The 24,441-nt window shown below is 67.5% G+C and carries 27 protein-coding genes; 8 read left to right on the top strand and 19 right to left on the bottom strand.

Features of this window, described 5'->3' with window-relative positions; genetic code table 11:
* Positions 1-9: 9 nt before the first annotated feature.
* From CAL26_RS06940 to CAL26_RS06910, 7 genes are all read right to left on the bottom strand, one after another.
* Positions 10-735, bottom strand: a complete 726-nt coding sequence (locus CAL26_RS06940; RefSeq protein ID WP_094846212.1) for an amino acid ABC transporter ATP-binding protein — start codon at positions 733-735, stop codon at positions 10-12.
* A 21-nt stretch (positions 736-756) separates the two neighbouring features.
* Positions 757-1,449, bottom strand: a complete 693-nt coding sequence (locus CAL26_RS06935) for an amino acid ABC transporter permease (protein ID WP_094846211.1) — start codon at positions 1,447-1,449, stop codon at positions 757-759.
* A 3-nt stretch (positions 1,450-1,452) separates the two neighbouring features.
* The gene (locus CAL26_RS06930; protein WP_086063920.1) at positions 1,453-2,148 is read right to left on the bottom strand and encodes an amino acid ABC transporter permease; all 696 of its coding nucleotides are present in this window, start codon (positions 2,146-2,148) and stop codon (positions 1,453-1,455) included.
* Positions 2,149-2,165: 17 nt separating this feature from the next.
* Positions 2,166-2,993 carry an ABC transporter substrate-binding protein gene (locus tag CAL26_RS06925; protein WP_094846210.1) on the bottom strand — a complete coding sequence of 276 codons (828 nt, stop codon included), beginning with the start codon at positions 2,991-2,993 and terminating at the stop codon, positions 2,166-2,168.
* A 66-nt stretch (positions 2,994-3,059) separates the two neighbouring features.
* Entirely contained in the window at positions 3,060-4,733 is a 1,674-nt protein-coding gene (locus CAL26_RS06920; protein ID WP_094846209.1) for a rhodanese-like domain-containing protein, read from the bottom strand.
* A 129-nt stretch (positions 4,734-4,862) separates the two neighbouring features.
* Positions 4,863-6,032, bottom strand: a complete 1,170-nt coding sequence (metC, locus tag CAL26_RS06915) for a cystathionine beta-lyase (protein ID WP_094846208.1) — start codon at positions 6,030-6,032, stop codon at positions 4,863-4,865.
* 13 nt (positions 6,033-6,045) lie between these two features.
* Positions 6,046-6,633: a cysteine dioxygenase family protein gene (locus CAL26_RS06910; protein WP_094846207.1), complete on the bottom strand. Its 588-nt coding sequence runs from the start codon at positions 6,631-6,633 to the stop codon at positions 6,046-6,048.
* A gap of 114 nt (positions 6,634-6,747) precedes the next feature.
* Here CAL26_RS06910 and CAL26_RS06905 point away from each other — a divergent pair, with 114 nt between their 5' ends.
* The gene (locus tag CAL26_RS06905) at positions 6,748-7,644 is read left to right on the top strand and encodes a LysR substrate-binding domain-containing protein (RefSeq protein WP_094846206.1); all 897 of its coding nucleotides are present in this window, start codon (positions 6,748-6,750) and stop codon (positions 7,642-7,644) included.
* Between the two features lie 30 nt (positions 7,645-7,674).
* Here CAL26_RS06905 and CAL26_RS06900 read toward each other — a convergent pair whose 3' ends face one another.
* Together CAL26_RS06900 and CAL26_RS06895 are read right to left on the bottom strand one after the other, a co-directional pair.
* Positions 7,675-8,172: a DUF1097 domain-containing protein gene (locus tag CAL26_RS06900; protein WP_094846205.1), complete on the bottom strand. Its 498-nt coding sequence runs from the start codon at positions 8,170-8,172 to the stop codon at positions 7,675-7,677.
* On the bottom strand, positions 8,159-9,091 hold the full coding sequence (locus tag CAL26_RS06895; RefSeq protein ID WP_094846204.1) for an SDR family NAD(P)-dependent oxidoreductase: 933 nt from the start codon (positions 9,089-9,091) through the stop codon (positions 8,159-8,161). Before CAL26_RS06895 ends, CAL26_RS06900 begins: the two co-directional genes overlap by 14 nt.
* A gap of 184 nt (positions 9,092-9,275) precedes the next feature.
* Between CAL26_RS06895 and mutS the strand changes: the two genes are divergently transcribed.
* The 3 genes from mutS to CAL26_RS06880 all read left to right on the top strand — a co-directional run bounded on the left by mutS (position 9,276) and on the right by CAL26_RS06880 (position 13,696).
* A complete protein-coding gene (mutS, locus tag CAL26_RS06890; protein WP_444876507.1) occupies positions 9,276-11,906 on the top strand; it encodes a DNA mismatch repair protein MutS in 2,631 nt (876 codons plus the stop codon).
* 30 nt (positions 11,907-11,936) lie between these two features.
* Positions 11,937-13,145, top strand: coding sequence for a cupin domain-containing protein (locus CAL26_RS06885; RefSeq protein WP_094846203.1), 1,209 nt, complete (start codon positions 11,937-11,939; stop codon positions 13,143-13,145).
* Positions 13,146-13,468: 323 nt separating this feature from the next.
* Positions 13,469-13,696 (top strand): endopeptidase, encoded by a 228-nt coding sequence (locus tag CAL26_RS06880; protein WP_256988120.1) that lies wholly within the window; start codon positions 13,469-13,471, stop codon positions 13,694-13,696.
* 77 nt (positions 13,697-13,773) lie between these two features.
* On the opposite strand, the gene bamC is transcribed toward CAL26_RS06880, so the two are convergent.
* The 4 genes from bamC to CAL26_RS06860 all read right to left on the bottom strand — a co-directional run bounded on the left by bamC (position 13,774) and on the right by CAL26_RS06860 (position 17,218).
* Positions 13,774-14,925, bottom strand: a complete 1,152-nt coding sequence (gene bamC, locus CAL26_RS06875; RefSeq protein ID WP_094846202.1) for an outer membrane protein assembly factor BamC — start codon at positions 14,923-14,925, stop codon at positions 13,774-13,776.
* Between the two features lie 21 nt (positions 14,926-14,946).
* Positions 14,947-15,852, bottom strand: a complete 906-nt coding sequence (dapA, locus tag CAL26_RS06870; RefSeq protein WP_094846201.1) for a 4-hydroxy-tetrahydrodipicolinate synthase — start codon at positions 15,850-15,852, stop codon at positions 14,947-14,949.
* Positions 15,853-15,940: 88 nt separating this feature from the next.
* Positions 15,941-16,588, bottom strand: coding sequence for a site-2 protease family protein (locus CAL26_RS06865; RefSeq protein ID WP_094846200.1), 648 nt, complete (start codon positions 16,586-16,588; stop codon positions 15,941-15,943).
* Between the two features lie 3 nt (positions 16,589-16,591).
* Positions 16,592-17,218, bottom strand: coding sequence for an L-threonylcarbamoyladenylate synthase (locus CAL26_RS06860; RefSeq protein WP_086063902.1), 627 nt, complete (start codon positions 17,216-17,218; stop codon positions 16,592-16,594).
* A gap of 74 nt (positions 17,219-17,292) precedes the next feature.
* Here CAL26_RS06860 and ypfJ point away from each other — a divergent pair, with 74 nt between their 5' ends.
* Complete coding sequence (gene ypfJ / locus CAL26_RS06855) at positions 17,293-18,144, top strand: KPN_02809 family neutral zinc metallopeptidase (RefSeq protein WP_094846199.1); 852 nt, start codon at positions 17,293-17,295, stop codon at positions 18,142-18,144.
* 16 nt (positions 18,145-18,160) lie between these two features.
* Here ypfJ and CAL26_RS06850 read toward each other — a convergent pair whose 3' ends face one another.
* Together CAL26_RS06850 and CAL26_RS06845 are read right to left on the bottom strand one after the other, a co-directional pair.
* Positions 18,161-18,655 (bottom strand): NUDIX domain-containing protein, encoded by a 495-nt coding sequence (locus CAL26_RS06850; RefSeq protein ID WP_094846198.1) that lies wholly within the window; start codon positions 18,653-18,655, stop codon positions 18,161-18,163.
* Positions 18,652-18,927, bottom strand: coding sequence for a hypothetical protein (locus tag CAL26_RS06845; protein ID WP_094846197.1), 276 nt, complete (start codon positions 18,925-18,927; stop codon positions 18,652-18,654). Before CAL26_RS06845 ends, CAL26_RS06850 begins: the two co-directional genes overlap by 4 nt.
* Positions 18,928-19,160: 233 nt before the next feature.
* Between CAL26_RS06845 and CAL26_RS06840 the strand changes: the two genes are divergently transcribed.
* Entirely contained in the window at positions 19,161-19,397 is a 237-nt protein-coding gene (locus CAL26_RS06840; protein WP_086063898.1) for a hypothetical protein, read from the top strand.
* Positions 19,398-19,419: 22 nt separating this feature from the next.
* Here CAL26_RS06840 and CAL26_RS06835 read toward each other — a convergent pair whose 3' ends face one another.
* Positions 19,420-19,668 (bottom strand): hypothetical protein, encoded by a 249-nt coding sequence (locus CAL26_RS06835; RefSeq protein WP_094846196.1) that lies wholly within the window; start codon positions 19,666-19,668, stop codon positions 19,420-19,422.
* 231 nt (positions 19,669-19,899) lie between these two features.
* Between CAL26_RS06835 and CAL26_RS06830 the strand changes: the two genes are divergently transcribed.
* On the top strand, positions 19,900-20,997 hold the full coding sequence (locus CAL26_RS06830; RefSeq protein WP_179283285.1) for a DUF748 domain-containing protein: 1,098 nt from the start codon (positions 19,900-19,902) through the stop codon (positions 20,995-20,997).
* A gap of 34 nt (positions 20,998-21,031) precedes the next feature.
* Here the strand turns inward: CAL26_RS06830 and CAL26_RS06825 are convergent, their stop codons facing one another.
* Positions 21,032-21,310, bottom strand: coding sequence for a hypothetical protein (locus CAL26_RS06825; protein WP_143277367.1), 279 nt, complete (start codon positions 21,308-21,310; stop codon positions 21,032-21,034).
* 153 nt (positions 21,311-21,463) lie between these two features.
* Between CAL26_RS06825 and CAL26_RS06820 the strand changes: the two genes are divergently transcribed.
* Positions 21,464-22,351, top strand: coding sequence for an EamA family transporter (locus CAL26_RS06820; protein ID WP_094846193.1), 888 nt, complete (start codon positions 21,464-21,466; stop codon positions 22,349-22,351).
* On the opposite strand, the gene CAL26_RS06815 is transcribed toward CAL26_RS06820, so the two are convergent.
* Both CAL26_RS06815 and CAL26_RS06810 read right to left on the bottom strand, forming a co-directional pair.
* Positions 22,289-23,134 carry a hypothetical protein gene (locus tag CAL26_RS06815; protein WP_143277366.1) on the bottom strand — a complete coding sequence of 282 codons (846 nt, stop codon included), beginning with the start codon at positions 23,132-23,134 and terminating at the stop codon, positions 22,289-22,291. The genes CAL26_RS06820 and CAL26_RS06815 overlap by 63 nt on opposite strands.
* Positions 23,135-23,299: 165 nt before the next feature.
* Positions 23,300-24,280, bottom strand: a complete 981-nt coding sequence (locus CAL26_RS06810; protein ID WP_143277365.1) for a hypothetical protein — start codon at positions 24,278-24,280, stop codon at positions 23,300-23,302.
* Between the last annotated feature and the right edge of the window lie 161 nt (positions 24,281-24,441).

The raw sequence follows: 24,441 nt of genomic DNA, 5'->3' as shown, positions 1-24,441 counted from the left end.
GATGAAAACTCAGTGCAGGATGTCGGCCAGGAACTTGCGCGCACGCGGGTGTTCCGGGCTGGTGAAGAACCGCGCGGGCGTGGTGTCTTCCAGGATACGGCCCTGGTCCATGAACCAGATGCGATCCGCCACTTCGCGCGCGAAGCCCATTTCGTGGGTGACCACCACCATGGTCATGCCTTCGGCGGCCAGCTGCTTCATGACGGACAATACCTCTCCCACCATTTCCGGGTCGAGCGCGCTGGTCGGCTCGTCGAACAGGATCAGCGGCGGGTGCTGCGCCAGGGCGCGGGCGATCGCCACGCGCTGCTGCTGTCCGCCCGACAGGCTGGCGGGCATGGCGTCGTACTTGTGCTCCAGGCCGACCTTGGCCAGCAGGTCGCGCGCCAGCGCGGCCGCCCGCTCGCGCGGCATGCCGGCCACGCGCAGCGGCGACAGCATGATGTTGTCCGCCACCGACAGGTGCGGAAACAGGTTGAACTGCTGGAAGACGAAGCCGATGCCGGCGCGCAGCGCGTTGATGTCGCGGCCCGGCGCATGGATGTCCTGGCCGGCGACGCGGATGGCCCCGCCCTGTATCGGCTCCAGCCGGTTGATGGTGCGTATCATCGTCGACTTGCCCGAACCGGACGGCCCGCACACCACCACGACCTGCCCCGGCTCCACGCGCCCATGGATGCTGTCCAGCGCGTGGTAGCTGCCATACCATTTCTGTACGTTCTCGAGTTCTATCAACGCAATCTCCTATGGCCGGGCTCAGGCGGCGCGCAGCCGCCTGCTCGCCAGGCCGCGCTCCAGGCGCGCCGCCACCCGCGACAGCGCGAAGCAGGGCACGAAATACAGGGCCGCCAGCACCAGGAAGGTCTGCAGGGCGCGGGACGTTTCCATGCTGTTGACCTGCTGGGCGGCGAAGGTCAGTTCCTGCACGCCGATGACGTAGACGATGGACGTCGCCTTGATGGTGGATACGAACTGGTTGACCAGCGACGGGATCATGTTGGCCAGCGCCTGCGGCAGGATCACGTACCGCATGGACTGCGCATAGCTCAGTCCGAGCGCGCGCGACGCTTCCGTCTGCCCGGGTGGCAGGCCTTCCAGGCCCGCGCGCACGATCTCGCCCAGGAAGGCCGATTCGTACAGCACGATGGCGCACAGCGCGGTGGCGAAGGCCGGCACCGTGGCGCCGGTCAGCAGCGGCAGGACGAAATACGCCCAGAAGATGATCATGATCAGGGGCACGCCGCGAAAGGCATACACCCAGGCCGTGGCCGGCCACCGCAGGACGCGATACGCGCTGGTGCGCGCCAGGCCCAGGCAGATGGCCAGCGGGAACGAGATGCCCAACCCCGCGCCGGCCAGGATCAGCGTGGCGGCGATGCCGCCCAGCGGGCCCTGGGGCCACGCGCCCACCAGGAACATCAGGCCATAGTCATGCAGGATCTGCCACATGGCTCATCTCCTGTAAGCCGGCGGATAGCGCCGGCCGAACCACGCGCCCAACCCCATCAAGGCGAGCGAGGCCGCCAGGTACAGGGTGGTCGACACGGCGAACACTTCGAAGGAACGGAAGGTCTGGTTCTCGATCGCCTTGACCTGGTAGGTCAGCTCGCCGACGCCGATCACCATCGCCAGGCTGGTGTCCTTGAACAGGATCAGCGAACGGTTGATCAGCGGCGGCACCGCGATCCGCACCGCCTGCGGCAGCATCACATGGCGCAGCGCGCCCCAGGCGCCCAGGCCCACCGAACGCGCGGCCTCGATCTGCGTGCCGGGTATGGCGCGCAGGCCGGCCCGTATGTCTTCCGACATGAAGCCGCTGACGTTCAGGCTGAGCGCGATCAGGCCGAACAGGAACTCCGTATCGCCCCGGTTGATCCACAGGCGCATGCCGTCGGGCAGCACCTGCGGCATGCCGAAGTACCACACCATGATCTGCACCACGGTGGGCACATTGCGGTGGTACTCGACGAAAGCCGCCACCAGCAGCTGCAAGGGACGCCACGGTATCGTGCGCAGGACCGTCAACACCAGCGCGATGGCGAAACCCAGTATCCATGCCCCGGCGAACAGGCGCACGGTGGTCAGCGCGCCCGCCAGCAGTATCGCGCCGTAGTTGCCGCCGGCCAGGAAAGCGAAATCGAAGTGCATGACGCTTCCCGTCCGCCTTACTCGGCGTTCACCGGCTCGACCTTGAAGGTACGGGTCAGCTTGTAGATGGAATCCGCGCCCAGCCACTTCGTGTACATGGCGTCCAGCGTGCCGTCCTTGTCCATATCCTGGATCACCTTGTTGACGGCGGCCAGCAGCTTGGGATTGCCCTTGTTGACCACCACGCCGATATGTTCGACATAGGTCGGCTCGGGCAGCAGCACCACGGGCGTGCCGGTCTTCTGCGAATCCAGCTCGAAGCGCTTCAGGATCAGTTCGCCCGCCGTGAAGCCATCGACCTTCTCATTCTGCAGGCCCAGGTAGCAGGACGCCACGTCCTGGAAGGACAGGACCTGCGAATTCGGCAGCACGCGGGCGGCGATCGCCGCGGAACTCGACCCCTTGGACGCGCAAACCTTGCGGCCGGCCAGGTCCTTCAGCGACGCGACGCCGGAATTCTGGCGCACCAGCACCTTGATGCTGCCCTGCAGGTATTGCAGGCTGTAGTCCACCTGTTGCGCGCGCTCCGGCAGGTAGGCCATGGAACCGGCGACCACGTCCACGCGGTCCATCTTCAGTTCGGGGATGCGCGCCTCGGTGGACAGCGGCTTGTGCTCCAGCGCCACGCCCAGGCCTTTGGCCAGCGCCGCGCACATATCCACGTCGTAGCCGACGAAGCTGCGGGTGGCGGTGTCCTGGTAGGCGTAGGGCACGCTGGCGCTCTGCGTGCCGCAGATCAGCTTGCCACGCGCCTTGATCGTGTCCAGCGCGTCGGCATGGGCCACGCCGGCGCTCATGGTGGCGACGGCGGCCGCGGCGGCAAACAGGATGGCTTTGCTTCTCATCGTTGATCCCCTCTGGTTGATGTGCTTCACGTGGCTCGCACCGGGCCCGTTCGCCCGGCGGTGATGTCAGCCGGCGGCGGAACCGGCCGGAAAACGGAATATCGATCGCTCCTGTTCGTCGATCTGGTGGATCAGGTCGGTTTCCCAGGCCAGGTACTGGCGCGCCGCGGCCTTGTTGCCGTCGTGGCGGTCATGGACGAAGAACAGGTAGTCGATGCAATCCTTGTCGGCCGGCACGCCGTCGCTGGCCTCGATGGCCAGCCCGGCCGCGCGCCAGGCGTCCACGCCGTCGCAGTTCGCCTGTACCTGCGCGATGCCCAGCGCCGCCAGGTCGCGCGCGGCCAGCGCGGCCACCGCGGGCTCGGCGGCCAGCAGGACGACCCGCGCGCCGCGCGGCAGGTTCAAGGTGTGGAGCCGAGGACGTATGGACCAGCGCGCGCCGGCGATGTGGCCCTTGCGATAGGCCATGCCGGGGCGCAGGTCCAGCAGGACCGCGCCGTCGCGCTGCGCCGCGGCCAGCGCGGCCGTCGCGATGGCGGGCAGCTGCGGCGCCGAAGCGCCGGCCGCGCCTTCGCTCGCGGCCCCTGCCGCTGCCGCGCCTGCATCGCTCGATGCGCCGGACGGCGTCGACCGGCGCTTCGGCAGGTCCGCCTCGACACCGTCGCGCAGCACGTGCGCATCCCATCCCATCTGCTTCAGCCAGCTGCCGACCACGGGCGCGCGCACGCCTTCGCCATCCAGCAGCACGATGCGCGCGTTGCGCACGCCGACGTACTGGTCGGTGGCCTGGATCAACTGGCCGCCCGGCGTATGCTGCGCGCCGGCCAAGGTGCCGGCGGCGTATTCCTCGGCGGTACGCACGTCGCACAGATAGGTGGTGCGGCCGGCATCCGCCAGCCAGGCGCGGACCTGTCCGGCTTCCACGGTATCGACGCCGTACTGGCGCGCCAGCGCGTCGGCCCGCGCGCGCAGCGCGGGCAGCGCCTGCGCCGGCATGGCGTCGGAGAACTTGCGGCGAGAGCCATGCTCCAGCGGCAGGTCGGCCAGGTACCAGCCCTGGGTGCCGTTTTCCAGCGCCAGGATGGGATTCGGCAGGCCCAGGTTGATCAGCGTCTGCGCGCCGATGATGCTCCGCGTGCGGCCCGCGCAGTTGATCACGATCGTGGTGTCGTCATCGGGAACCAGGTCCTGGATACGCAGGGCCAGCTCGCCGTTCGGGCAGCAGACGCCGCCGGGGATGTTCATCTTGGCGTACTCGGTGAACGGACGGCCGTCCAGTACGACCAGCTTGTCGCCCTTGCGCTGGCGCTCCGCCAGGTCGGTGGCGCTGATGCGCGGCGTGTGGCAGATATGTTCGGCGAGTTCGCCAAAGGTTTTGCTGGGCAGGTTGACGCCGGCGAACAGGGTATAGCCCGCGGCCCGCCAGGCCGGCGCGCCGCCCTGCAGCACGTGGACGTCCGTGTAGCCCAGGCCGCGCAGCGCCGCCGCCGCGCGCGGCGCCACGCCGTCGCCGTCGTCGAACGCGACCAGCCGGGCCGTCCTGCGCGGCAGCAGGCGCGGCGCTTCGATCTCCAGGCGGCTGTACGGCAGCGACACCGCCAGGAAGGGATGGCCTTCGCCATACTGGCCGTGCTCGCGCACATCCAGCAAGCCGATTTCGGCGCCGTCATGCAGCCAGCGTTTCAGCGTGGCGGCGTCGATGCGCGGAATGGACGTGTCGTCGGTAGGTTGCTGGGTCATGTAGGCCTGCGGAATTCAAGGAAAAAGCGTCCCCTCACGCCGCGCGGACGCGGCGTGCCGGGATGATCGGGTATGGAACGGCGCGGGTGCGCCGCGTTCAGCGTTTCAGGGTGTCAGGCGTTCGCCGTGTCAGCATTTCAGCGCGGCCATGGCCTGATCCAGGTCGGCGATCAGGTCCTCGGGGTCTTCCAGGCCGATATGCAGCCGCAATACCGATCCGCGCCCCGACCAGTCCGCCACGGTGCGCGCACGGGTCATATAGGCCGGCACGCACAGGCTTTCGAAGCCGCCCCACGATGCGCCCAGGCCGAACAGGCGGAAGGCATCGATCATGCGTTCGACGTCCGCGTCCTGGATGCCGCGCGCGAACTCGATCGAAAGCAGGCCGTTGGTGCCGGTGCAATCCCGCTTCCACAGCGCGTGGCCGGGATGGTCGGGCAAGGCGGGGCAAAGGACCCGCACCACTTCCGGACGGCCCTGCAGCCATTCCGCGACGCGCAGCGCGTGGCGTTCGTGCATGGCCAGCCGAGCCGGCATGGAGCGCAGCCCCCGCAGCACCAGGTAGGCATCGTCGGCGCCCACGGTCTGGCCCATATCGACGGTGGCCCGCTCCAGCGGCGCCCAGGCCTTTTCGTTGGTGACCACCGTACCCATCATGACGTCGGCGTGGCCGCCCAGGTACTTGGTCGCCGCGCAGACGGAGATATCCGCGCCCAGCGCCAGCGGCCTGTACAGCAGGCCCGAGCCCCAGGTGTTGTCCACCGCCAGCCAGCAATCGTGGCGGCGCGCCAGCTCGGCGACCGCCGGCAGGTCCATCATTTCGTAGACCAGCGATCCCGGGCATTCCGCATAGATCATGCGGGTATTGGGGCGGATCTGGTCCGCCAGGTCGCTGCCGTCGGGCTGGTAGTAGCTGAAGGCGATGCCCCAGCGGGACAGTTGTTCGGCGCAGAAGCGCCTGACCGGTTCGTACACCGCATCGGTGATCAGCACGTGGTCGCCGGCCTTCAGGTAGGCCAGCAGCACCACCGCGATGGCGGCCTGGCCGGTCGGGTACGCCTTGGCGCGATAGCCGCCTTCCAGCTCGACCAGCGCGTCTTCCAGCGCATGCGTGCTGTCGGTCCCGCGCGCGCCGTAGGACAGCAGGCGTTCCTTCTCGCGGCGGGCGCGCGTGTCGCGCCACTGCTGCACGTTGTCGTAGATAAAGGTGCTGGCGCGGGTGACCGGCGTGTTGACCCAGCCGCGATGCGGCCGCCCGGCACGCAGCAGCCGCGTGCCAGGCTTGTACTGTTCATCCATGATGGGTTTCCGTTCAGCGGCGCGTTTGCACGCCGATGGGCATGACCTTGCAGGTGCCGGCGTCCAGGTCGAAGGACAGGCGCTCGGATAGCGTCTCCAGGGCGCGTCCGTACATGTGCAGATGGCGGATCACGCCGTCTCCGCGGATCTCCACGGCGTGGATGTCGTCGGGCATCAGGGCGATGCCGGTGCCGGGCTCGACCACCACGGTATCGGTCTTTTCCAGGCGGGCGACGCCGGACTGCTTGCCGTCGTCCAGGCGATCGTAGACATAGTTGTATTCGATGCCTTCCACCGCCGCGATGCAGGCCCAGGTGGTGTGGTTGTGCGGGACGATCTTCTTGCCCGGCCGCATCACGTTCAGGTACAGCGCATAGGTCTTGTCGGGCGTTTCGCTGATCAGGTAGCGGGCCTGGCGTTCGTCGCCTTCGGGCGCGGGATAGCGGTCGGCGCCCCACCAGTCGGCATGGCTGGCCAGGCCGATCACCGTGCGCAGGACGTCGTCCAGGCTGTCACGGCTCAGGCCCTGCGTTTGTACAGTATCCTTTATGTTTTCGATCGCCGCGGAAATATCTTTGTTATGTGGATGCAAGCCGGCCATAAGCGGAACCCCTTTGGAAATGCGATTTTGGCGTTACTCTACGGGCCTGCCTGCGGTGTGACAAATTAATTTGATTTAATAACTCATTAGCTCCCGTAATATGTCGGAGACGGCATGCGCAATCTGGACCTGGACCTGCTGCGTACCCTGGCTGCCATAGACCAGGCCCAGACCTTCTCGGCGGCCGCCGAGCGGCTGCACAGGACCCAATCCGCGATCACCCAGCAGATGCAGCGGCTGGAAAGCATCGTCGGCCTGCCCCTGTTCGAAAAGCAAGGCCGCAACAAGCTGCTGTCGCCGCACGGACGCAAGCTGGTGGACTACGCGCGCCACATGCTGGCCATCAACGACGAAGCGATGCGCGCGATGCAGGACGGCCAGCTGGAAGGCGAGCTGCGCCTGGGCGCCCCGCATGACGTCGCCGAAACCCTGTTGCCGACGGTGCTGACGCACATCACCCGCTGGTCGCCGCGCGTCAGGCTGGAAATACGCGTCGATCGCAGCCCCTTCCTGATGAACGCGCTGCGCGCCGGGGAACTGGACCTGAGCATCTCCACGCGCTTCGATCCCGCTTACGAAGGCGTCATCCTGCGGACTTCTCCCACGGCCTGGATCGCCTCGGCCGGCTACGTCCACGATGCCGGCTCGCCCGTTCCGCTGGTGCTGGCGGACGAGCCCAGCCTGTTCCGGCGCCTGGCCTTGAATGCGCTGGAACAGGCGCGGGTACCCTGGCAGACCAATTACGTCGCGCCCAATCTGGTCGGCATCCGCGCCGCCGTGCGCGCCGGCCTGGGCGTCACCGCGCGCAGCATCGAATTCCTGGGGCCGGACATGCGCGTCCTGGGTGAAAAAGACGGCCTGCCGCCCCTTCCGGATGCCAACTACTTCCTGTGGATGCGCAGCGACCTGATCAATCCCCTGACGCGTTATGTCTTCGACATGCTGATCGCGAAGATGGGCCTGACCGAACGCGGAACGCCGGCCGCCAGCGTGCAGGCGCGGCAGTTCTGACCGTGGCGCCCGGCGGCGCCGCTGGCCACCCTACGATCGCGGCCGCTCCGCCGCGTTGACGCGATGCTGCCACGCATGCGCGCAGAAGGCCGCGACACCGCCCAGGGCAGCCGCCAGGCCCAGGCTGGCGAAGGTCGTCGGCGTCGGCGGCAGGTGCGACGCGAAATACGCCACCAGTCCCAGGAAGAAGCCCAGCAGGTTGTTGAATACCGGCAAGCGCGCCAGCGAGAGGGCCACGGCGGTGACCGCCACCACGACGGCGCTGATCGCATAGTCGCCCAGCAGCGGCGCCAGCGCGCCCAGCCCATGCGCCGCGCCCATGCCCAGGGCCACGCCCATCAGCACGCAGGCCAGGTTCACCAGCCCGCTGCGCAGGTTCAGCCCGCGGGTGAAGTACGCGATCCATCCGACGAACATCGCCCACACCGGCAGCTCCAGCGCCAGCGTACTGACGGTGGCGGCCGATGAGGCGACGATCGATTCACCCAGCACGACCTTCATGTGCCTGCCCAGATTATTGCCGGCCATGAGCAGCCTCCTTATCGATGCGCGGCGACAGCAGGTCGCCCAGGTTGACGCGCCGCAGGAACTCGGCGCGGATGCGGTCGGCCACCGGCCCGACCACCGCGCAGCCGTCATCCGATGGATCGATGTGCACGCGGAAGGGCCGGCGGCCATAGGGCGCGTCCACGACGTCGACGATGGCGCGCGCGACGCTGGCCGGATCCGCATCCGGCGGCTCGCAGGCCGCCAGGTTGGTGAGGATTTCGTCGGCCAGTCCGCGCGTGGGCCCGGCATCGTATTCGGCCTGGCGCGCCTGGTCGGCGGGCGAGCCGGCATGCGCGAAGTGGTTGGTGCCCTGGGTGAACGCACCCGGCACGACGATGCTGGTTTCGATCCCCCAGCGCGCCACTTCGCCCGCATAACTGACCGCCAGCGCATCCATCGCGGCCTTCGCGGCGAAGTACGGCGCGAGATAGGGCGGCGTGCCGCCGCGGTGGCTGGAGCTGCCGACCCACAGCAGCAGGCCGCGCCCTTGCCGGCGCAGCACCGGCAGCACCGCGCGATTGACGCGCTGCGTGCCCAGCACGTTGATGTCGTAAAGCTCGGCGAACTGTGCCGGCGTGAAGGCCTCGGCCGGCCCGAAAGCCATATGCCCGGCGTTATGCACCACCACGTCCAGCCGGCCGCTTTCCTCCAGCACCCGCGCAACCGCCGCCTCGATGGACGGTTCCGACTGGACGTCCAGCTCGAGCGGCCGCAGATCCGCCCGCGTTCCGGCGCCGTGCGCCGCCGACCACTCGGCGATTTCCCGCACGCGCGGCGCGTTGCGGCCCGCCGTTTCGCGCATCGATGCATGGACGACGTGGCCCGCCCGCGCCAGCGCGCGGGCCGCCATCGCGCCGAAACCCGAAGAAGCGCCGGTGACCAGGATGGTGTAGGTCATGGATATCTCCCGAAAACTGTCCATGCCGCCATTCTTGTCGTTTCACCCGCGCGGATAAATGCGGAAAAACGAATATCCCAATTCAACGGGGATCAACAATCCCGCTCGGCCGGCGTCCCGCCCCCGTCTCGATACAATCCCTGCTTTGCGTCGCCCCCGACGCGGACCAGCTCTATTGGTATCAATGGAAAAAAGCGATCTGACCGGCCACACGCCGATGATGCAGCAGTACCTCAAGCTGAAGGCCGAAGCCGGCCCGCTGCTGCTCTTCTACCGTATGGGCGACTTCTATGAGATGTTCTACGAAGACGCCGAACGGGGCGCGCGCCTGCTCAATCTGACGCTGACCAAGCGCGGCACGTCCAACGGCAGCCCCATACCCATGGCCGGCGTGCCCGTCCATGCCATGGAGCAGTACCTGGCCAGGCTGGTCGCGCTGGGCGAATCCATCGCCATCTGCGAACAGATCGGCGATCCCGCGGCGTCCAAGGGGCCGGTCGAGCGGCGCATCGTGCGCATCGTCACCCCTGGCACCCTCACCGATGACGCCCTGCTGCCCGCCAAGGCGGACCGCTGCCTGGCGGCGGTGTTCCCGGGCGCCGGCCGGTCGCCGCGCGCCGGGCTGGCCTGGCTGAACCTGGCCAGCGGCGATTTTCGTGTCACCGAATGCGCGCCGGCGCAGATCGAATCGGAATTGCACCGGATCGCGCCGGCGGAAATCGTCTATCCGGAAGGCGCGGACCTGCGCATCTCGATAGACGGCGCGCAGACCCGCGTCCCGGACTGGCATTTCGAAAGCGACGGCGCGCGCGCGCATCTGCTGGCGCACTTCCGCACCGATTCCCTGGCCGGCTTCGACGTCGAGGACATGCCGGCCGGCGTACGCGCCGCCGGTGCCCTGCTGCGCTACGCCGCGCGCACGCAATCGCAGGCCTTGTCGCACGTCCAGGGCATCAGCGTGGACCGTCCCGGGCAGTACGTGCTGATGGACCCCGTCACCCGCCGCAATCTCGAACTGACGCAGACGCTCAGCGGTGAAGAATCGCCCACGCTGTTTTCCATCCTGGACAACTGCCGCACGCCCATGGGCAGCCGGCTGCTGCGGCGCTGGCTGCATCATCCGCTGCGCGACAACGCGCCCGTGCTGGAGCGCCAGCGCGCCATCGCCGCGCTGCTGGCCGCCCGGCTGGACACCCCGGCGGGCCTGGCGGCCGCCCTGCCCCTGGACACCCTGCGCGACACCTTGAAGCGCTTTCCCGATATCGAGCGCATCGCCGCCCGTGTCGCCCTGCGTTCCGCGCGGCCGCGCGAACTGGCCAGCCTGCGCGACGCGCTGGGCGACCTGCCGGCCTTGTGCGAACAGGTGCGCGCGCTGGCCACGGAAGGCCGTTTCGCCGCGCTGGCCGACAAGCTGTGTCCCGACCCGGCCATCCACGCCCTGCTCGCCGCCACCATCGCCGCCGAACCCGCGGCGGCGATCCGCGACGGCGGCGTCATCGCCCCCGGCCATGACGCCGAACTGGACGAACTGCGCGCGCTCGCCACCGACGGCGGCGACTTCCTGATCCAGCTCGAAGCCCGCGAACGCGAGCGCAGCGGCATCTCCAACCTGCGCGTCGAGTTCAACCGCGTGCATGGCTTCTACATCGAGGTCAGCCGCGGCCAGGCCGACAAGGTGCCGGAAGACTACCGCCGCCGCCAGACCCTGAAGAACGTCGAACGCTACATCACGCCCGAGCTCAAGACCTGGGAAGACCGCGTGCTGTCGGCGCAGGACCGCTCCCTGGCGCGTGAAAAATGGCTGTACGAACAGATGCTGGACCAGCTCGGCGGCCACGTGCGCGCCTTGTCGGATTGCGCCTGGGCGCTGGCGGAAGTCGACACGCTGGCCGCCCTGGCCGAGCATGCGCGCCGGCATGACTGGAATGCGCCGGAACTGTCGGAAGAGGCGGAGATCGACATCGAGGCCGGCCGCCACCCGGTGGTGGAACGCGCCATCGAACGCTTCACGCCGAACAGCTGCAAGATGGACGCCACGCGGCGCATGCTGCTGATCACCGGCCCCAACATGGGCGGCAAGTCCACGTACATGAGGCAGGTGGCGTTGATCGCGCTGCTGGCGCGTACCGGCAGCTTCGTCCCTGCCGCGCGGGCTCGGATCGGACGGCTCGACCGGATCTTCACGCGCATCGGCGCGGCCGACGACCTGGCGGGCGGACGCTCCACGTTCATGATGGAAATGACGGAGGCAGCCGCCATCCTGGCGGCCAGCACCCCGGCCAGCCTGGTGCTGATGGATGAAATCGGCCGCGGCACGTCCACCTACGACGGCCTGGCGCTGGCATGGGCCATCGCGCTGCGCCTGCTGACGCACAACCGTGCGCTGACGCTGTTCGCGACGCATTATTTCGAGATCACCCGGATGCCCGCCGAACAGCCTACCGCCGCCAACGTGCACCTGGCGGCGGCGGAATCGGCCGGCGGCATCGTCTTCCTGCACGAAGTCCGCGACGGCCCGGCCAGCCGCAGCTACGGCATCCAGGTGGCGCAGCGCGCCGGGGTGCCGGCGGCCGTCATCCGCCAGGCTTCCCGCGAGCTGGAGCGGCTGGAGGCGCAAGGCGCGCCGACGCCGCAACTGGGCCTGTTCGCCGCCGCGGCCCAGGCGGATGCCGAATCCGCGGCGCAGTCGGCCGCCGCCCACGAAACCGAAACCCTGCTCGCCCTGCACGCGGCCCTGGCCGACGTCGACCCGGACAGCCTGACCCCGCGCGAGGCGCTGGACACGCTGTATCGACTGAAAGCCCACCTGCAATAAGCGCGCGCGCAACGTTCAAGGCATATTCACATGAGCCCATCGATCAACCCGCGGCCGGACCAGCCCCTGGACCTGCTGGGCGGCCGCACGCCGGCGCAGTTCATGAAATCGTATTGGCAGCGCAAGCCGCTGCTGATCCGCCAGGCGATTCCAGGCTTCAAGCCGCCGGTCGGCATCGCCGAACTGAAGCGGATGGCGCGCAACGACGACGTCGCGTCGCGCCTGATCTGGCGCGAGGACGGGCAATGGCAGATGGAGCACGGGCCGTTCGCCCGCCTGCCCAAGGCATCCGAACCGGATTGGACGCTGCTGGTGCAAAGCGTGGACCAGCACCACGACGCCGCCGCCGAACTGATGCATCGTTTCCGCTTCATCCCCGACGCGCGGCTGGACGATGTGATGATCAGCATCGCAACCGATGGCGGCGGCGTCGGACCGCATTTCGACAGCTACGACGTGTTCCTGCTGCAGGCGGTCGGGCGGCGCGAATGGCGCATCGGCCAGCAACGCGACCTGAGCCTGCAACCGGATCTGCCGCTGAAAATCCTGCGCCACTTCGAACCCGAGGCCACCTACGTGCTGGAGCCGGGCGACATGCTGTATCTGCCGCCGCAGGTGGCGCACGACGGCATCGCGCAAGGGGATTGCATGACGATCTCGATAGGCTTTCGCGCGCCCGACCAGGCCACGCTGGCGCGCGGCATGCTCGAAGCCGCGGCGGAACAAGTGCTGGCGCGCGCCGGCCAAGCCAGCGGCCCCTACGGCGAACCTCCGCTGCCGGGACCGCGCCTGCAGGCCCGGTATCGGGATGCGGGCCTGCAGGCGACCCGGCACCCCGCCGAACTACCCGAGGGGCTGGCAGCCGCCGCGCTGGATGCGGTGCGCCGCGTGCGCTTCGACGAGGCGCTGGCGCACCGCTTCCTGGGCTGCTGGCTGACGGAACCCGGCGCCGCCGCGGTGTTCGACGTGCCCGCCCAGGATGGGCCGGACCTGGCATCCGAATGGCCCGCCAGCGGCGTGTTGCGGCTGGATCGCCGCACCCGCATGCTATATCGCGGCAGGCAGGTATTCATCAACGGGGAAACCGCGCCGGTGCCGGCCAGCCCCGCGCTGCGGCAGTTGGCGGACGCCAGGCGCCTGGCTTGCGGCGACCCGATGGCCCGCAGACTGACCGAACAAGAGCGGGAATGCCTGGTCCAGTGGCTGGACGATGGCTGGCTGCTGTACGAGGCCCAGTGAGGACGCCTGACATGAAACCCAGGCGCCCCCCGGGCGTCTGCTAGTCCTAAAGCGCAGCAGCCGTTCGGATCAGACAAATCCGGCATCTGAAACCTGCAAAGGTTTCCAGAAACCACACTTCAGCCCAGATTCCCCCGCAATCGAAACATCCGGAAAAACCCTATACATGGGAGCAAGGCTTGTTTCCTTTAGGACTCGCAAGCTTTAATTTCCACACGCAATCGTTCGGGTAAGTCCTGTAGCCTGAATCCGTCATCCCGGTTAGGCACCTGCGCGGGCAGGCTTTCCGGGTCGCACGGATTCCATCACAAAGGAGATCTCGAATGATGATGAAAACCCTGGTTCTGGCTAGTGTCCTGGCCGTTTCGCTGAGCGCGTGCAACAAGAAGGAAGACGCGCCCGCCCCGTCCAGCAGCACGCCTTCCACCACGGCCCCGTCGTCGTCCACCCCGGCTCCCTCGACCACCGCGCCGGCTGCCGGCGGCGGCGGCGCCACCACCACGCCGGGCAACGGCAGCGGCGGCGGCACGACGGGCGGCACCACGCAGTAATCGATCCGCCAGCTTCCCAAGAGCAGGCAAAAAAAAGGAACGCGCAAGCGTTCCTTTTTTTGTGCTCCCCCCGACGCTTACTGCACCGCGGACATCTTGTCCGCCAGCACGCTCAGCAGGCGCTGGGCGGTCGGCGTGGTGTCGACCTGGCCATTGGTGTCCAGCACCGTGACCTGGGTGGTCGCGCCCTGGCCGACGACGTGGATGCGGTATTGCGGTGCCTGGCTGGGCCGCGCCGTACCGAACATGCGGCTGAAGAACCCGGGTTCGTCACGCTGCACGCCCGTATCGGTGTCCAGGTAGCGCACGTAGAAATCACCCGCCGAACGGTCGCGATCATCCACCGTGAAGCCACCCGAATCCAGCGCGACGCCGACGCGGCGCCAGGCGCGATCGAAGGTTTCCTGCACGTTCAGGCGCGCGCCGTCCGCCACCACGTCACGCGTGATCTTGGGTTGCGCCGGCGCGGCTTCGGCGCGTGCGACCATGGTCTTGGCCTGGTCCACGCTGGTGCCGAGATACACCATCAGGCGCGCCAGCATCGCGGCATTCAGGCCCGGATCTTCCGGCCCGGGCTGCCATTGCAGGTTGCCGGAATCGCGCTGGCCCACGTTCTTTTCCACCATGTGCTGGTGGCTGATATAGATTTCCGTGTGGCCGTTGACGCGTTCCATGCGAGTGCGGAATTTTTCGCGCTCGCCGCTATCGTAGGCCTGCTCCAGGACGAAGCCCAGGGCCTGCCGCAGCCAGCTTTCAGGAATCTTCGCGCGGTTTTCCGCCCAATTCGTCTCGATCAGGCCGGCCTTAGGATCGTTGGTCTGGATCGTGAAGCCCGTGCTGGTCCAGAAATCGATCACCTTGCCGAAAATCTGGTCGGGCGGCATATCGACCACCAGCCAGCGGATATCGCCGTCGCGCTCGACATGCATGTCGGTGCGCTGCGGCAATACATCGTTGGAAGCCTTGCCCTGGGCCTGGCTGGCCGCCTGCTGCTGGCCTTCCGCCTGGTATTGCGAGAAAGTGGTCGTCCCACCCGGGGGCGCCTTGTAGCGCGGATCCGCGGCGGCCTGGGTCAGGTCCGGCGGAATACTGAGCGGCTGTGCCTGCTGGCCGCTCGCGCTCTTGTAGTCGATGGGTTCTTCTTTGCCCAGTATCTGATTGACGTCGCTGCAGCCGGCCAGCATGACCAGAGTAAGCAATGCCGAGTAACCGGCATGGCGCGTGTTCATACGTATCCTCATTGATTGCTTTTAAAGCAGGCCTGCGTCCCGCAATGCGGCTTCGACCGTGGCATGGTGCTGCTTGCCCGGTTCCACCAGGGGCAGACGATAGCCCAAGGGCATGCGCCCCATGCGCGACAAGGCCCATTTGACGGGAATCGGATTGGCCTCGACGAAAAGGGCCTTGTTCAGACGTGCGAGACGGGCGTTTAGTTCACGCACCTTGGGCACGTCCATGGCCAGCGCCGCCGCGCACAGGTCGTGCATGAGGCGGGGCGCGACGTTGGCGGTCACGGAAATATTGCCGCGTCCGCCCAGCAGCATCAGCGCGGCGGCCGTGGGGTCGTCGCCACTGAAAACCTGGAAGCCGGCCGGTGCCTCGCGCAGCAGCAAGGCGCCCCGGCCGATATCGCCGGTGGCATCCTTGATGCCGATGATGCCGGGCACCTCGGCCAGCCGCAGCACGGTCTCGTTCGACATGTCCGCCACCGTGCGGCCCGGTACGTTGTACAGGACGGTGGGCAGGTCGACGGCTTCGGCGATGCGCCGGAAGTGCTGGTACAGGCCTTCCTGGGAAGGCTTGTTGTAATAGGGAACGACCGACAGGCCGGCCTGCGCGCCGACGGCTTTCGCGTGGCGCGCCAGGTGGATGGCTTCGTCGGTGGAATTGGCGCCGACGCCGGCGATCACGGGCACGCGGCCGGCGGCATGCTCCACGGCCACGCGTATCAGCTCCGCATGTTCTTCCATCGACACCGTCGGCGATTCGCCGGTGGTTCCGACCACGACGAGGGCATCCGTGCCTTCGGCGACGTGCCAGTCGATCAGCGAGCGGTAGGCTGCGTAGTCCAGCGTGCCGTCGGGATGCATGGGGGTGACCAGGGCGACCATGCTGCCCTGGAAAGTAACGCCAGCGGCGGATGCCGAAGATGCCATATCGAGAGGGGCTCCGGTGCCCGCCGGGCTGTCCGGCGGGGACTTGAATCAGGAAATCCCGCGAGTTTACCGGATACCAGGAAAAAACCTATAGAAACCAGCTGACGACCGTGCTGCCCAGCGCAAAAATCGGCTTGAGGAAGATCCACAGTCCGCCGCTGAACAGCAGCAGCAGGACGATCATCATGCCGTAGGGCTCGATGCGGGAATACTGGTAGGCCAGGCGGTTGGGCAGCAGGCTGTAAAGGATGCGTCCCCCGTCCAGCGGCAGCAGCGGCAGCAGGTTCAGGGCCATCAGCACCAGGTTGATCTGCACGCCGGCCTGGGCCATGTCGAACCAGTAGCCTTCCGCGCCGCCGCTCTGGTAGACCAGCTTGAGCATGATGCCCCACAGGATGGCCATGACCAGGTTGGACGCCGGCCCCGCCGCGGCCACCCACAGCATGTCCTGCTTGGGGCGGCGCAGGCGGCCGAAATCGACCGGCACCGGCTTGGCCCAGCCGAACAGGATGCCCGGGCTGCCCAGCAGCTTGGAAGCCAGCAGGATGACCAGCGGCACCAGCAGCGTGCCGACCGGATCGATGTGGCGGGCCGGATTCAGGCTGACCCGTCCCATCTGGTAGGCGGTCGGATCGCCGAACATGCGGGCGACATAGCCATGCGCCGCTTCATGCAGCGTGATGGCGAAGATGACGGGGATCGCGTAGATCGCGATCGACTGGATGATGTCGTCCATGGATCAGGCGATTCCGAGCTGGGTGGGGTCGCCGCGGCCCACCCGGATGAGTTGCGCTTCGTCGCCGGTCAGGTCGACGACGGTGGTGGGTTCCTTGGGGCAGGCGCCACTATCGACGACCGCGGCCAGCACGTGCTCGTAACGCTCGCGGATTTCCTCGGCGTCGTTCAACGCGTCGGTTTCACCGGCGGGGATCAGGGTGGTGGACAGCAGCGGTTCGCCGAACTGTTCCAGCAGGCCCAGGGTGACGGGATGATCCGGCACGCGCAGGCCGATGGTCTTGCGGGAAGGATGCGAGACGCGCCGCGGCACTTCGCGCGTGGCCTCGAGGATGAAGGTGAAGGGGCCGGGCGTGGCGGCCTTCAGCATGCGGTATTGGCGGTTGTCGACGCGGGCGAAATGACCCAGCTGCGCGAGGTCGCGGCAGATCAGCGTCAGATGGTGGCGATCGTCCAGCCCGCGCAGGCGCCGCAAGCCGTCGGCGGCCGCCTTGTCGTCCAGGCGGGCGATCACGGCATAGCTGGAGTCGGTCGGCACGGCCGCAAGCCCGCCGTCACGCAACAGCTGCGCGGCCTGCTTCAACAAACGCGGCTGTGGATTCGCGGGATGTACGGTAAAGAATTGCGCCATGCGGCTATCCTAACATCTTGCAAGTAGGCATCCGCCCCGGCGGCGCGTCCGCGCGGGGCACGAAGGAGAATCTCATGCGCTTGGATGATTCGCGTGAAAGTGAAAATGTGGAAGATCGGCGCGGCATGGGGCTGCCCATCGGCGGCGGCAAGCTGGGCATAGGCGCCATCGTCCTGGCCCTGGTCGCCGCGTACTTCGGCATCGATCCGTCAGTGGTGCTGCAGGAGATGCAGGAGCCTGCCAGCCAACAGGCGCCCGCCAGCACCGCGGCGCCGCCGGCCAACGACCCGCAGCGGCGCTTCGTCGCCAAGATCCTTGGCGAAACGGAAGATACCTGGCAGGCGATTTTCCGCGAGCATGCCAAACGCGCCTACGTGCCGCCGACCCTGGTCCTGTACAACGGCGCCACCCGCACCGCCTGCGGCACCGGGCGCGCCGCCATGGGGCCGTTCTACTGCCCGGCCGACAGCAAGGTCTACCTGGACCTGAGCTTTTTCGACGACATGAAACGGCGCTTCCAGGCGCCCGGCGACTTCGCCCAGGCCTACGTGATCGCGCACGAGGTCGGCCATCACGTGCAGAACCTGCTGGGCATATCGCAACGCGTCGCCTCGCTGCAGCAGGAAAACCCGGGCCAGGCCAATGCCCTGTCGGTGCGGCTGGAACTGCAGGCGGACTGCTATGCCGGCCTGTGGGCCAAGCGCGCCGACAGCGCGCGGCACATTCTGGAAGCCGGCGACGTGGAAGAAGCGTTGAACGCCGCCAGCGCCATCGGCGACGACCGGCTGCAGAAGCAGAGCCAGGGCTATGTCGTGCCCGACGCCTTCACGCACGGCACGTCCGCGCAGCGGGTACGCTGGTTCAAGCGGGGACTGGAAAGCGGCGATCCGCGCCGCTGCGATACCTTCAGCACCCAATCGCCCTAGCGCCGCGGGCGGCGCGTCAGATCAGCTGGAACTCGCCATTCCGCCGGTAGCGGCGGAATGCCTCCAGCGTGGCGCGCACATGCGGCATCATGGGGGGCTGCGTTTCGTCCAGGGATACCCATCGCAGGACCGCGGCTTCCTGGGGATCGCCGCGCAAGGCGCCCTCGAATTGCGAACAATGGAACAGCACCGCCTGGTAGTGGCAGACATCGCCATTCGGCAGCGTGACGGTTTCCACGGCGGGATTCGACGCATGGCCGAAAGGCAGCAGTACGCGCGCGGCGAGGCCGGTTTCTTCACGGGTTTCGCGCCGCGCCGCCTGTTCGGCGGACTCCCCCAGTTCGATGTGGCCGCCGGGCAATCCCCACATGCCGCGGAAGTCGGCCCGTTCGTGCAGCAGGACGGTTCCGTCCGGGCCTTCCAGCACGATGCGCACGCAGGGACACAGCAAGGGCCGCGGCCCGACCAGGGCACGCAGGCGCCCCAGCGTCGATTGCGCGAACGCGGTCATGACACCGCCAGGCGCACTCCCGACAGGGCGTCCACGATCTCGCGGCCATGCGCGACAGCCGCATGCACGGCTTCCGCGGGGCTGTAGACGTAGCCGCCGTCCACGAAGCGCGGAATCGGATATTCGTCGCCGTCGGCGGGCTGCAGCGATGCCGGTGCCACGCAAACCACGGCGCGGAACACAGGTGTGCCGCCATCGTCCGGCGCCGGGAGATCCCGGGCGACCTTGGCGGTCAGGCGAAAGCCCTTGTAGACGTCGTTGTTTCGATGCACGCGTTGTTCCCCTCTTACGATTCGTCCCGGGGCGAGCATACCCGCCTCACATGACATGTCGCGGAATATTTTGTAACCACAAAATGACAAAAAGTTAAGCGGGGTTTTCCCGGCGCGAGGGGTCGGCCGGGCGGAAAAACCACAAAAAGGGAACGGGGCGGGTACGAAGTTTGCGCAACCATGGACGCGGGAAGCGCCGGACATATCCGGCGCCCGACATGCGGAGGTGCAACATGTTGACCCAGGAACAACTACAACTGCTTAAACAAATCCACGCCGGTGAGCACGGCATCGACGGCCTGAAAGCCAGGGATCTGCTGGATCGGGGCCTGGTCGCCCAGGCCGACGACGGCCTGACGGTCACGCCGCAAGGCCGCGACGCGCTGGGACTGCGGGAAGGCTTCGGCGACGCCATCGTCGACGCGGTCCTGCCGGGCGAAGGCGCACGGCAGGCCGAGGAAAAACACTGATCGGCCCCGATCAGGCGCTTGATCAGGCCTTCAGCGCCGCGATCACCGCGTCGCGCATCGCTTCGAAGCCGGCGACGTACTGCTGGCTTTCGGAGCGGGCCAGCAAGGCCGCGTAGTTCTGCTCCAGGCGCGTTTCGACCGCCTCCCGCAGCCCCGGCGAGTCGCGCGCGATGTGCAGCACGCACAGCAGCGAGGCGGTCAGGGCGCTGATCTGGCCACCCTGATGCGCGATGGTTTGCGCAATCAGTGCAAGTTTTTCGTCGGTATCCATGCTGGTCCTTGTCGTCGGCGCCTGCCGCGGGGCGCCGGCTGTTGGTAAAGTCGCGGGCCATCCTAGCACGGCCGATCCGACGGCTGGACGGCGTGCGAGGGGCTTCCCCCTGACTCCACCATCTGGATAGACTTGCCGTCTTTTCCATATGAGCACACCATCTTCATGTGCCTGTCAGGCGGAACGCTCCTGGCGAGCGGCCGCCCGGCAACACCCAAGACTCGAACGCCCATGACTAAACCGGTCAAGATCCTCATCGTTGTCGTCCTGCTCATCGCCGTCGCCGCCGTGGGCGCCCTGCATGTGGCTTCCAGATTGGTGGTCAGCCGCATCCAGGACATGATGGGCGACAAGGGCCATGCCGCCCATATCGACGTCGGCTGGACGGAAATCGTGCTGCAGGACGTGGAAATCGGCGCGCCGCCCGATTGGCCCAGCCGTCAGACGCTGCGCGCCGCCCGCGTGACCATGGAACCGGATTGGCGCGCCCTGCTGTCGGATCGGCTGGACATACGGCGCGTGGTCGTCAGCGACTATTACGTGTCCATCCTGCGCTCGGAGGACGGCAGCCTGCAGATCCTGCCGACGCTGCGGCAGCGCGCGCGCGAACGCGCCCAGGCCCGTGGCGACGCGGACACCGACGACCAGGGCCGCCCCAAGCGGGAAACCTCGATCGGCCAGCTGATCCTGGACAAGGGCCGGCTGGACTTCTTCGACGCGCGGATCGCCAAGACGCCCTACCGGGTGCCATTCGAGAACGTGCATGCCGAGGTCGGCCCGCTGCATTCACCCGCCAACGACACACGCACCGAGATAAAAATGCAGGGCCAGTTGGTAGGTAAGCAGCGCCGTGGCACCGTCACCGTGAACGGGTGGCTGGCGCTGCCCAGCCACGACGCCGACATACGCACCACCACTACCGGCGCCGACGTGGCCGTGCTTGCGCCCTACCTGCAGAAACATGCGCCTTCGATATTGACCGCGGGCCAGATGGACCTGGACATGACGACCCGCGTACAAGACCAGCAACTGTCGGCGCAGGGCAAGGCCAAGCTGCGCGACCTGGACTTCAGCGGCGGCGGCCTGGGCTCCCTGCCGCGCAAGGCCGTCATGGCGGCGCTGGAAGACCGCAAGGGCGAGGTCAATTTCGAATTCACGCTGCAGGGCAGCCTGAAGGACCCGAAATTCTCGCTGACCGACGACGTGTCCACGCGCATCGTCGGCGGCTTCACCAAGGCCATCGGCGTCAGCGTCGAAGGCGTGGCCGAAGGGGTGGGGTCGGCGGTGAAGGGATTGGGCGGGGCGATCGGCGAACTGCTGGGTAAATAAGGAAAACGGGCAGCCTTCCGGTTGCCCGCGGCCGTCAAGCCACCCAGCCCCCATCCGGCGCGGCGGGACGCGGCGTCACGGGGGCATCCGCCTGGCCGGGCCTGGGCGGTTCCGGCGGAACGGGAGCCCCCACGGGGGGCTGGCCCGGGCCGGGCACCGGGTCCTTGGGCGGAATGTCCGGATTTTCGGGCATGCCGGGATTCACCGGCCGGACCGGTTCGACCGGGCGCACCGGGTCGACCGGATTGACGGGATTCGCGCCGCCCGCGCCGCCGACGGGGGCGGGCGCGCCGATGGGACCGATAGGGTTCATGGTGATCTCCTTGTGGTTTGCCGACCTTTCCGCAAACCCTGTGCCATCGAAATGGCGGCGACGCTGGCCGCGGCCCGTGCGCCTGCCCGGCCGCCGCGTCGTCATGGCGCGCGATGTAGCACAATCAGGTTCCTTTTCCACCATGGAACCGCGATGCCCTTGCGCGATCTGGCCCTGGCCCTGGTTGTCATCCTCGTTTGGGGTATGAATTTCGTCGTCATCAAGGTGGGCCTGCATGGCATACCCCCCATGCTGCTGGGCGGAATGCGCTTCCTGCTGGCGGCGGTGCCGGCGATTTTCTTCGTCAAGCGGCCGGCGATCCCGCTGCGCTGGCTGGTGGCCTACGGCGCCACGATATCGCTGGGCCAGTTTGCCTTCCTGTTCACCGCCATGGCGGTGGGCATGCCCGCCGGGCTGGCCTCGGTCGTGCTGCAAGCCCAGGCCTTCTTTACCGTGGCGCTCGGCGCGCTGCTGCTGCGCGAACCCTTCCGCGCCCACAACGCCGTCGGATTGATGGTCGCCGCGGCCGGCCTGGCACTGATCGGCGCGGAAGGCGGCGCGGGCATGACGACCCTGGGTTTCGTGCTGACCCTGTGCGCGGCATTGATGTGGGGCCTGGGGAATATCGCCACCAAGAAAGCCGGCAAGGCCGACATGCTGGGATTGGTGGTGTGGGGCAGCCTGGTGCCGCCGCTGCCGTTCTTCGCGCTGTCGTGGTGGTTGGAAGGTCCCGATCGTATCCACGCCGCGCTGGCATCGATAGACGGTTCGTCGGTGTTCGCGGTGGTGTATCTGTCGTTCGTTGCCACGCTCGTGGGCTACGGGCTGTGGGCGTGGCTGATGTCTCGCTATCCGGCGGCCCAGGTAGCGCCGTTTTCGCTGCTGATCCCGGTGATCGGGCTGGCGGCCGCGGCGGCCTTGCTGGGCGAAATGCCCACGGCGCCGCAGGTGGGCGGCGCCGTGCTGGTCATGGTGGGACTATTGATCAACACCTTTGGCCGTCGCCGCGGACAACGAACCGTGTCGGGAACCGTTCGGTGAATTGTGCGGTGAATTGTGCGGTGAATTGTGCGGTGAATTGTGCGGTGAATTGTGCGGTGAACTGTTCGGCGAACTCTTCGATGAACCGCTCGGATCGAAATACAGGTTGGCATCCGGTTGTGCGACGTTCGCATCCGCCTTGTGCGACTTGCGCCATCGGTTCTTCCACGAAGCCACGGCGCTGGTGAACGCCTCGAATTGCCTGGAAACGAACTGCGTCCGGAAACGGCGTTTCTTGGGCCGAAGCGAGCCCGACTGCGCCGGCGTGTCCGTCTCCAGGTAGTCCGAGCTTTCCGGCAGCACGCCATCATTCCCGGTGGCCACTGGCGTTTCGGGACGAATCGCGAGCTTGGCCAATGCCTGGGCGGCCGCGTGCTCGTCGTTCGCCAGCGTCTGGCGCCGAACGGCAAGTTGCTGCTGCATCGCTGGCGTCTCGACCTGCCCCGCCAGCTCGTTCACGAACCTGCGCTGCGTTTCGGCAAGGTCTTGTCCCGTCTGGTCGGCATATTGCTCCACAATGCAGGCGTTGCGGGCCGCCAGCAGCGCCTGGAACACGGCGGGCGCGTAATGCCGTTCCGGGGTGACGCCGATGTCGGGCGCCGGCGCTGTGAGTGCATCCCGCGATAGCCACAAATCGTGCGATGCCAGGTCGCGCGCCACGGCAGCATCGGACGGCAACAGGTTCACCGCCAGCGGATGGCCCTGCCTGGCCCGCTCGCGGAAATACTCCAGCACGTCGTGCCCGCTGGGCAGCGCGTCTATCACGCCCAGGATATCGATCAATCGCTCCCTGCAGCCGGCATCCCTGACGGATTGGGCGAGGTACACGTCCAGCCGTCCCCCCAGGTCATCGCGTTCCGGCTTGGGTGGGCGTGCCGGCGGACCATCGTTCAAGCCATTCAAGTCGGAATGGGAAGGTTGCCTTTGTCCTACTAGCATGAGGTCTCCTTACTCGCCGTTGTGGGCAGTGCCGTTCGCGGAATTTCCGGTACCGCCGTCGCGCGTGGGTGCCGGCGGTACCTCGTTGGTGCTCGACGTGCGTCTGTGTCCAAGCCTGGCCTCCTTGAGCGCGGCCGGTTCGCCGCGCGGCCGGCAGTCGTCGGCGGCATCCTGCCGACCCATGAATCCGGCGAACTTCTGTACCTGTTGCGCCGCCCACCTGAACGCCATCCGCGCCTTGCCCGGGCGGGAGACTTCCGTGGCATCCGCAGCGTCCACCGCGACCACCGGCATGTACGCGGGCCTGGAATCCTTGCGCAGCGGTATGCATAGAAAGGCCCTGGCCCGGCCTGGCGGAAGGGGCGGGTCGCCGTCGGCCGGCCCCTGGTCGGGCATCAGCGGCGTGGACAGCGAATGCCGGCCGTTTTCGGCGGCCAGGGAGGCCGACGGCGTGCGCTCGTGCACCTCCAGTTCCTTGCGGAACTTGACGACGGTGGAAACGGGATCCAGCCACACGTCCAGGACGTCGGTGGGCGACTTCGTGAAACGGCTTTCCGGGCTGCGCCCCGCCAAGGCATTGCGGACCTGCGTCAGCCGCAGCAGCATCGAGGGCGCCTGTTCGACCTCCGGCGGCACGCCGATCCGGGAGGCCCCGGCGGTCAGGCTGTCCGCCGCGAGATACAGACAGTGCGGCTTTTCCGCCTCTTTGCGCGGGATGTCGCCGCCGTCGGCGAGCGCGATGGTGGGATGCTTGCCGCGTTCGCCCAGCGTGCGGAAATCGTGCAGCAGTTCCCTGCCTGTCTGGGTGGCGTGAATCACCCGCAGCGTGTCGACGATGCGCGGCCGATGTTCCCTGGCAGTGGGAAACATCGTGGCCGTCAGCAGGCCATCCAGCTCATCCTTGATACGTTCGGGAGGACGCGGAGGACTGTTTCGATCGACGACGTGGACGGCTATGTGTTGATGTCCGAGTGATCCTGGCTCCAACATGAATGAGGCCTCCTCCGTAAGATATAGGCGCGGGCGTGTCGCCCTGGCCGTGTACGTGGAGTTAGGCAATGCCGCGTTCCGCGTCGTCCGACGGCGGAAAACCCGTATTCCCACAGACCGCTTCCCGGTCCGGCGCTTGCTCGCAGGCTGCGCCCGGGCCT

It is taken from the genome of Bordetella genomosp. 9, from assembly GCF_002261425.1.
GTDB lineage: Bacteria > Pseudomonadota > Gammaproteobacteria > Burkholderiales > Burkholderiaceae_B > Bordetella_C.
Note: the sequence above shows the minus strand (reverse complement) of the source record. Positions and strands in the feature narration are given on the sequence as shown.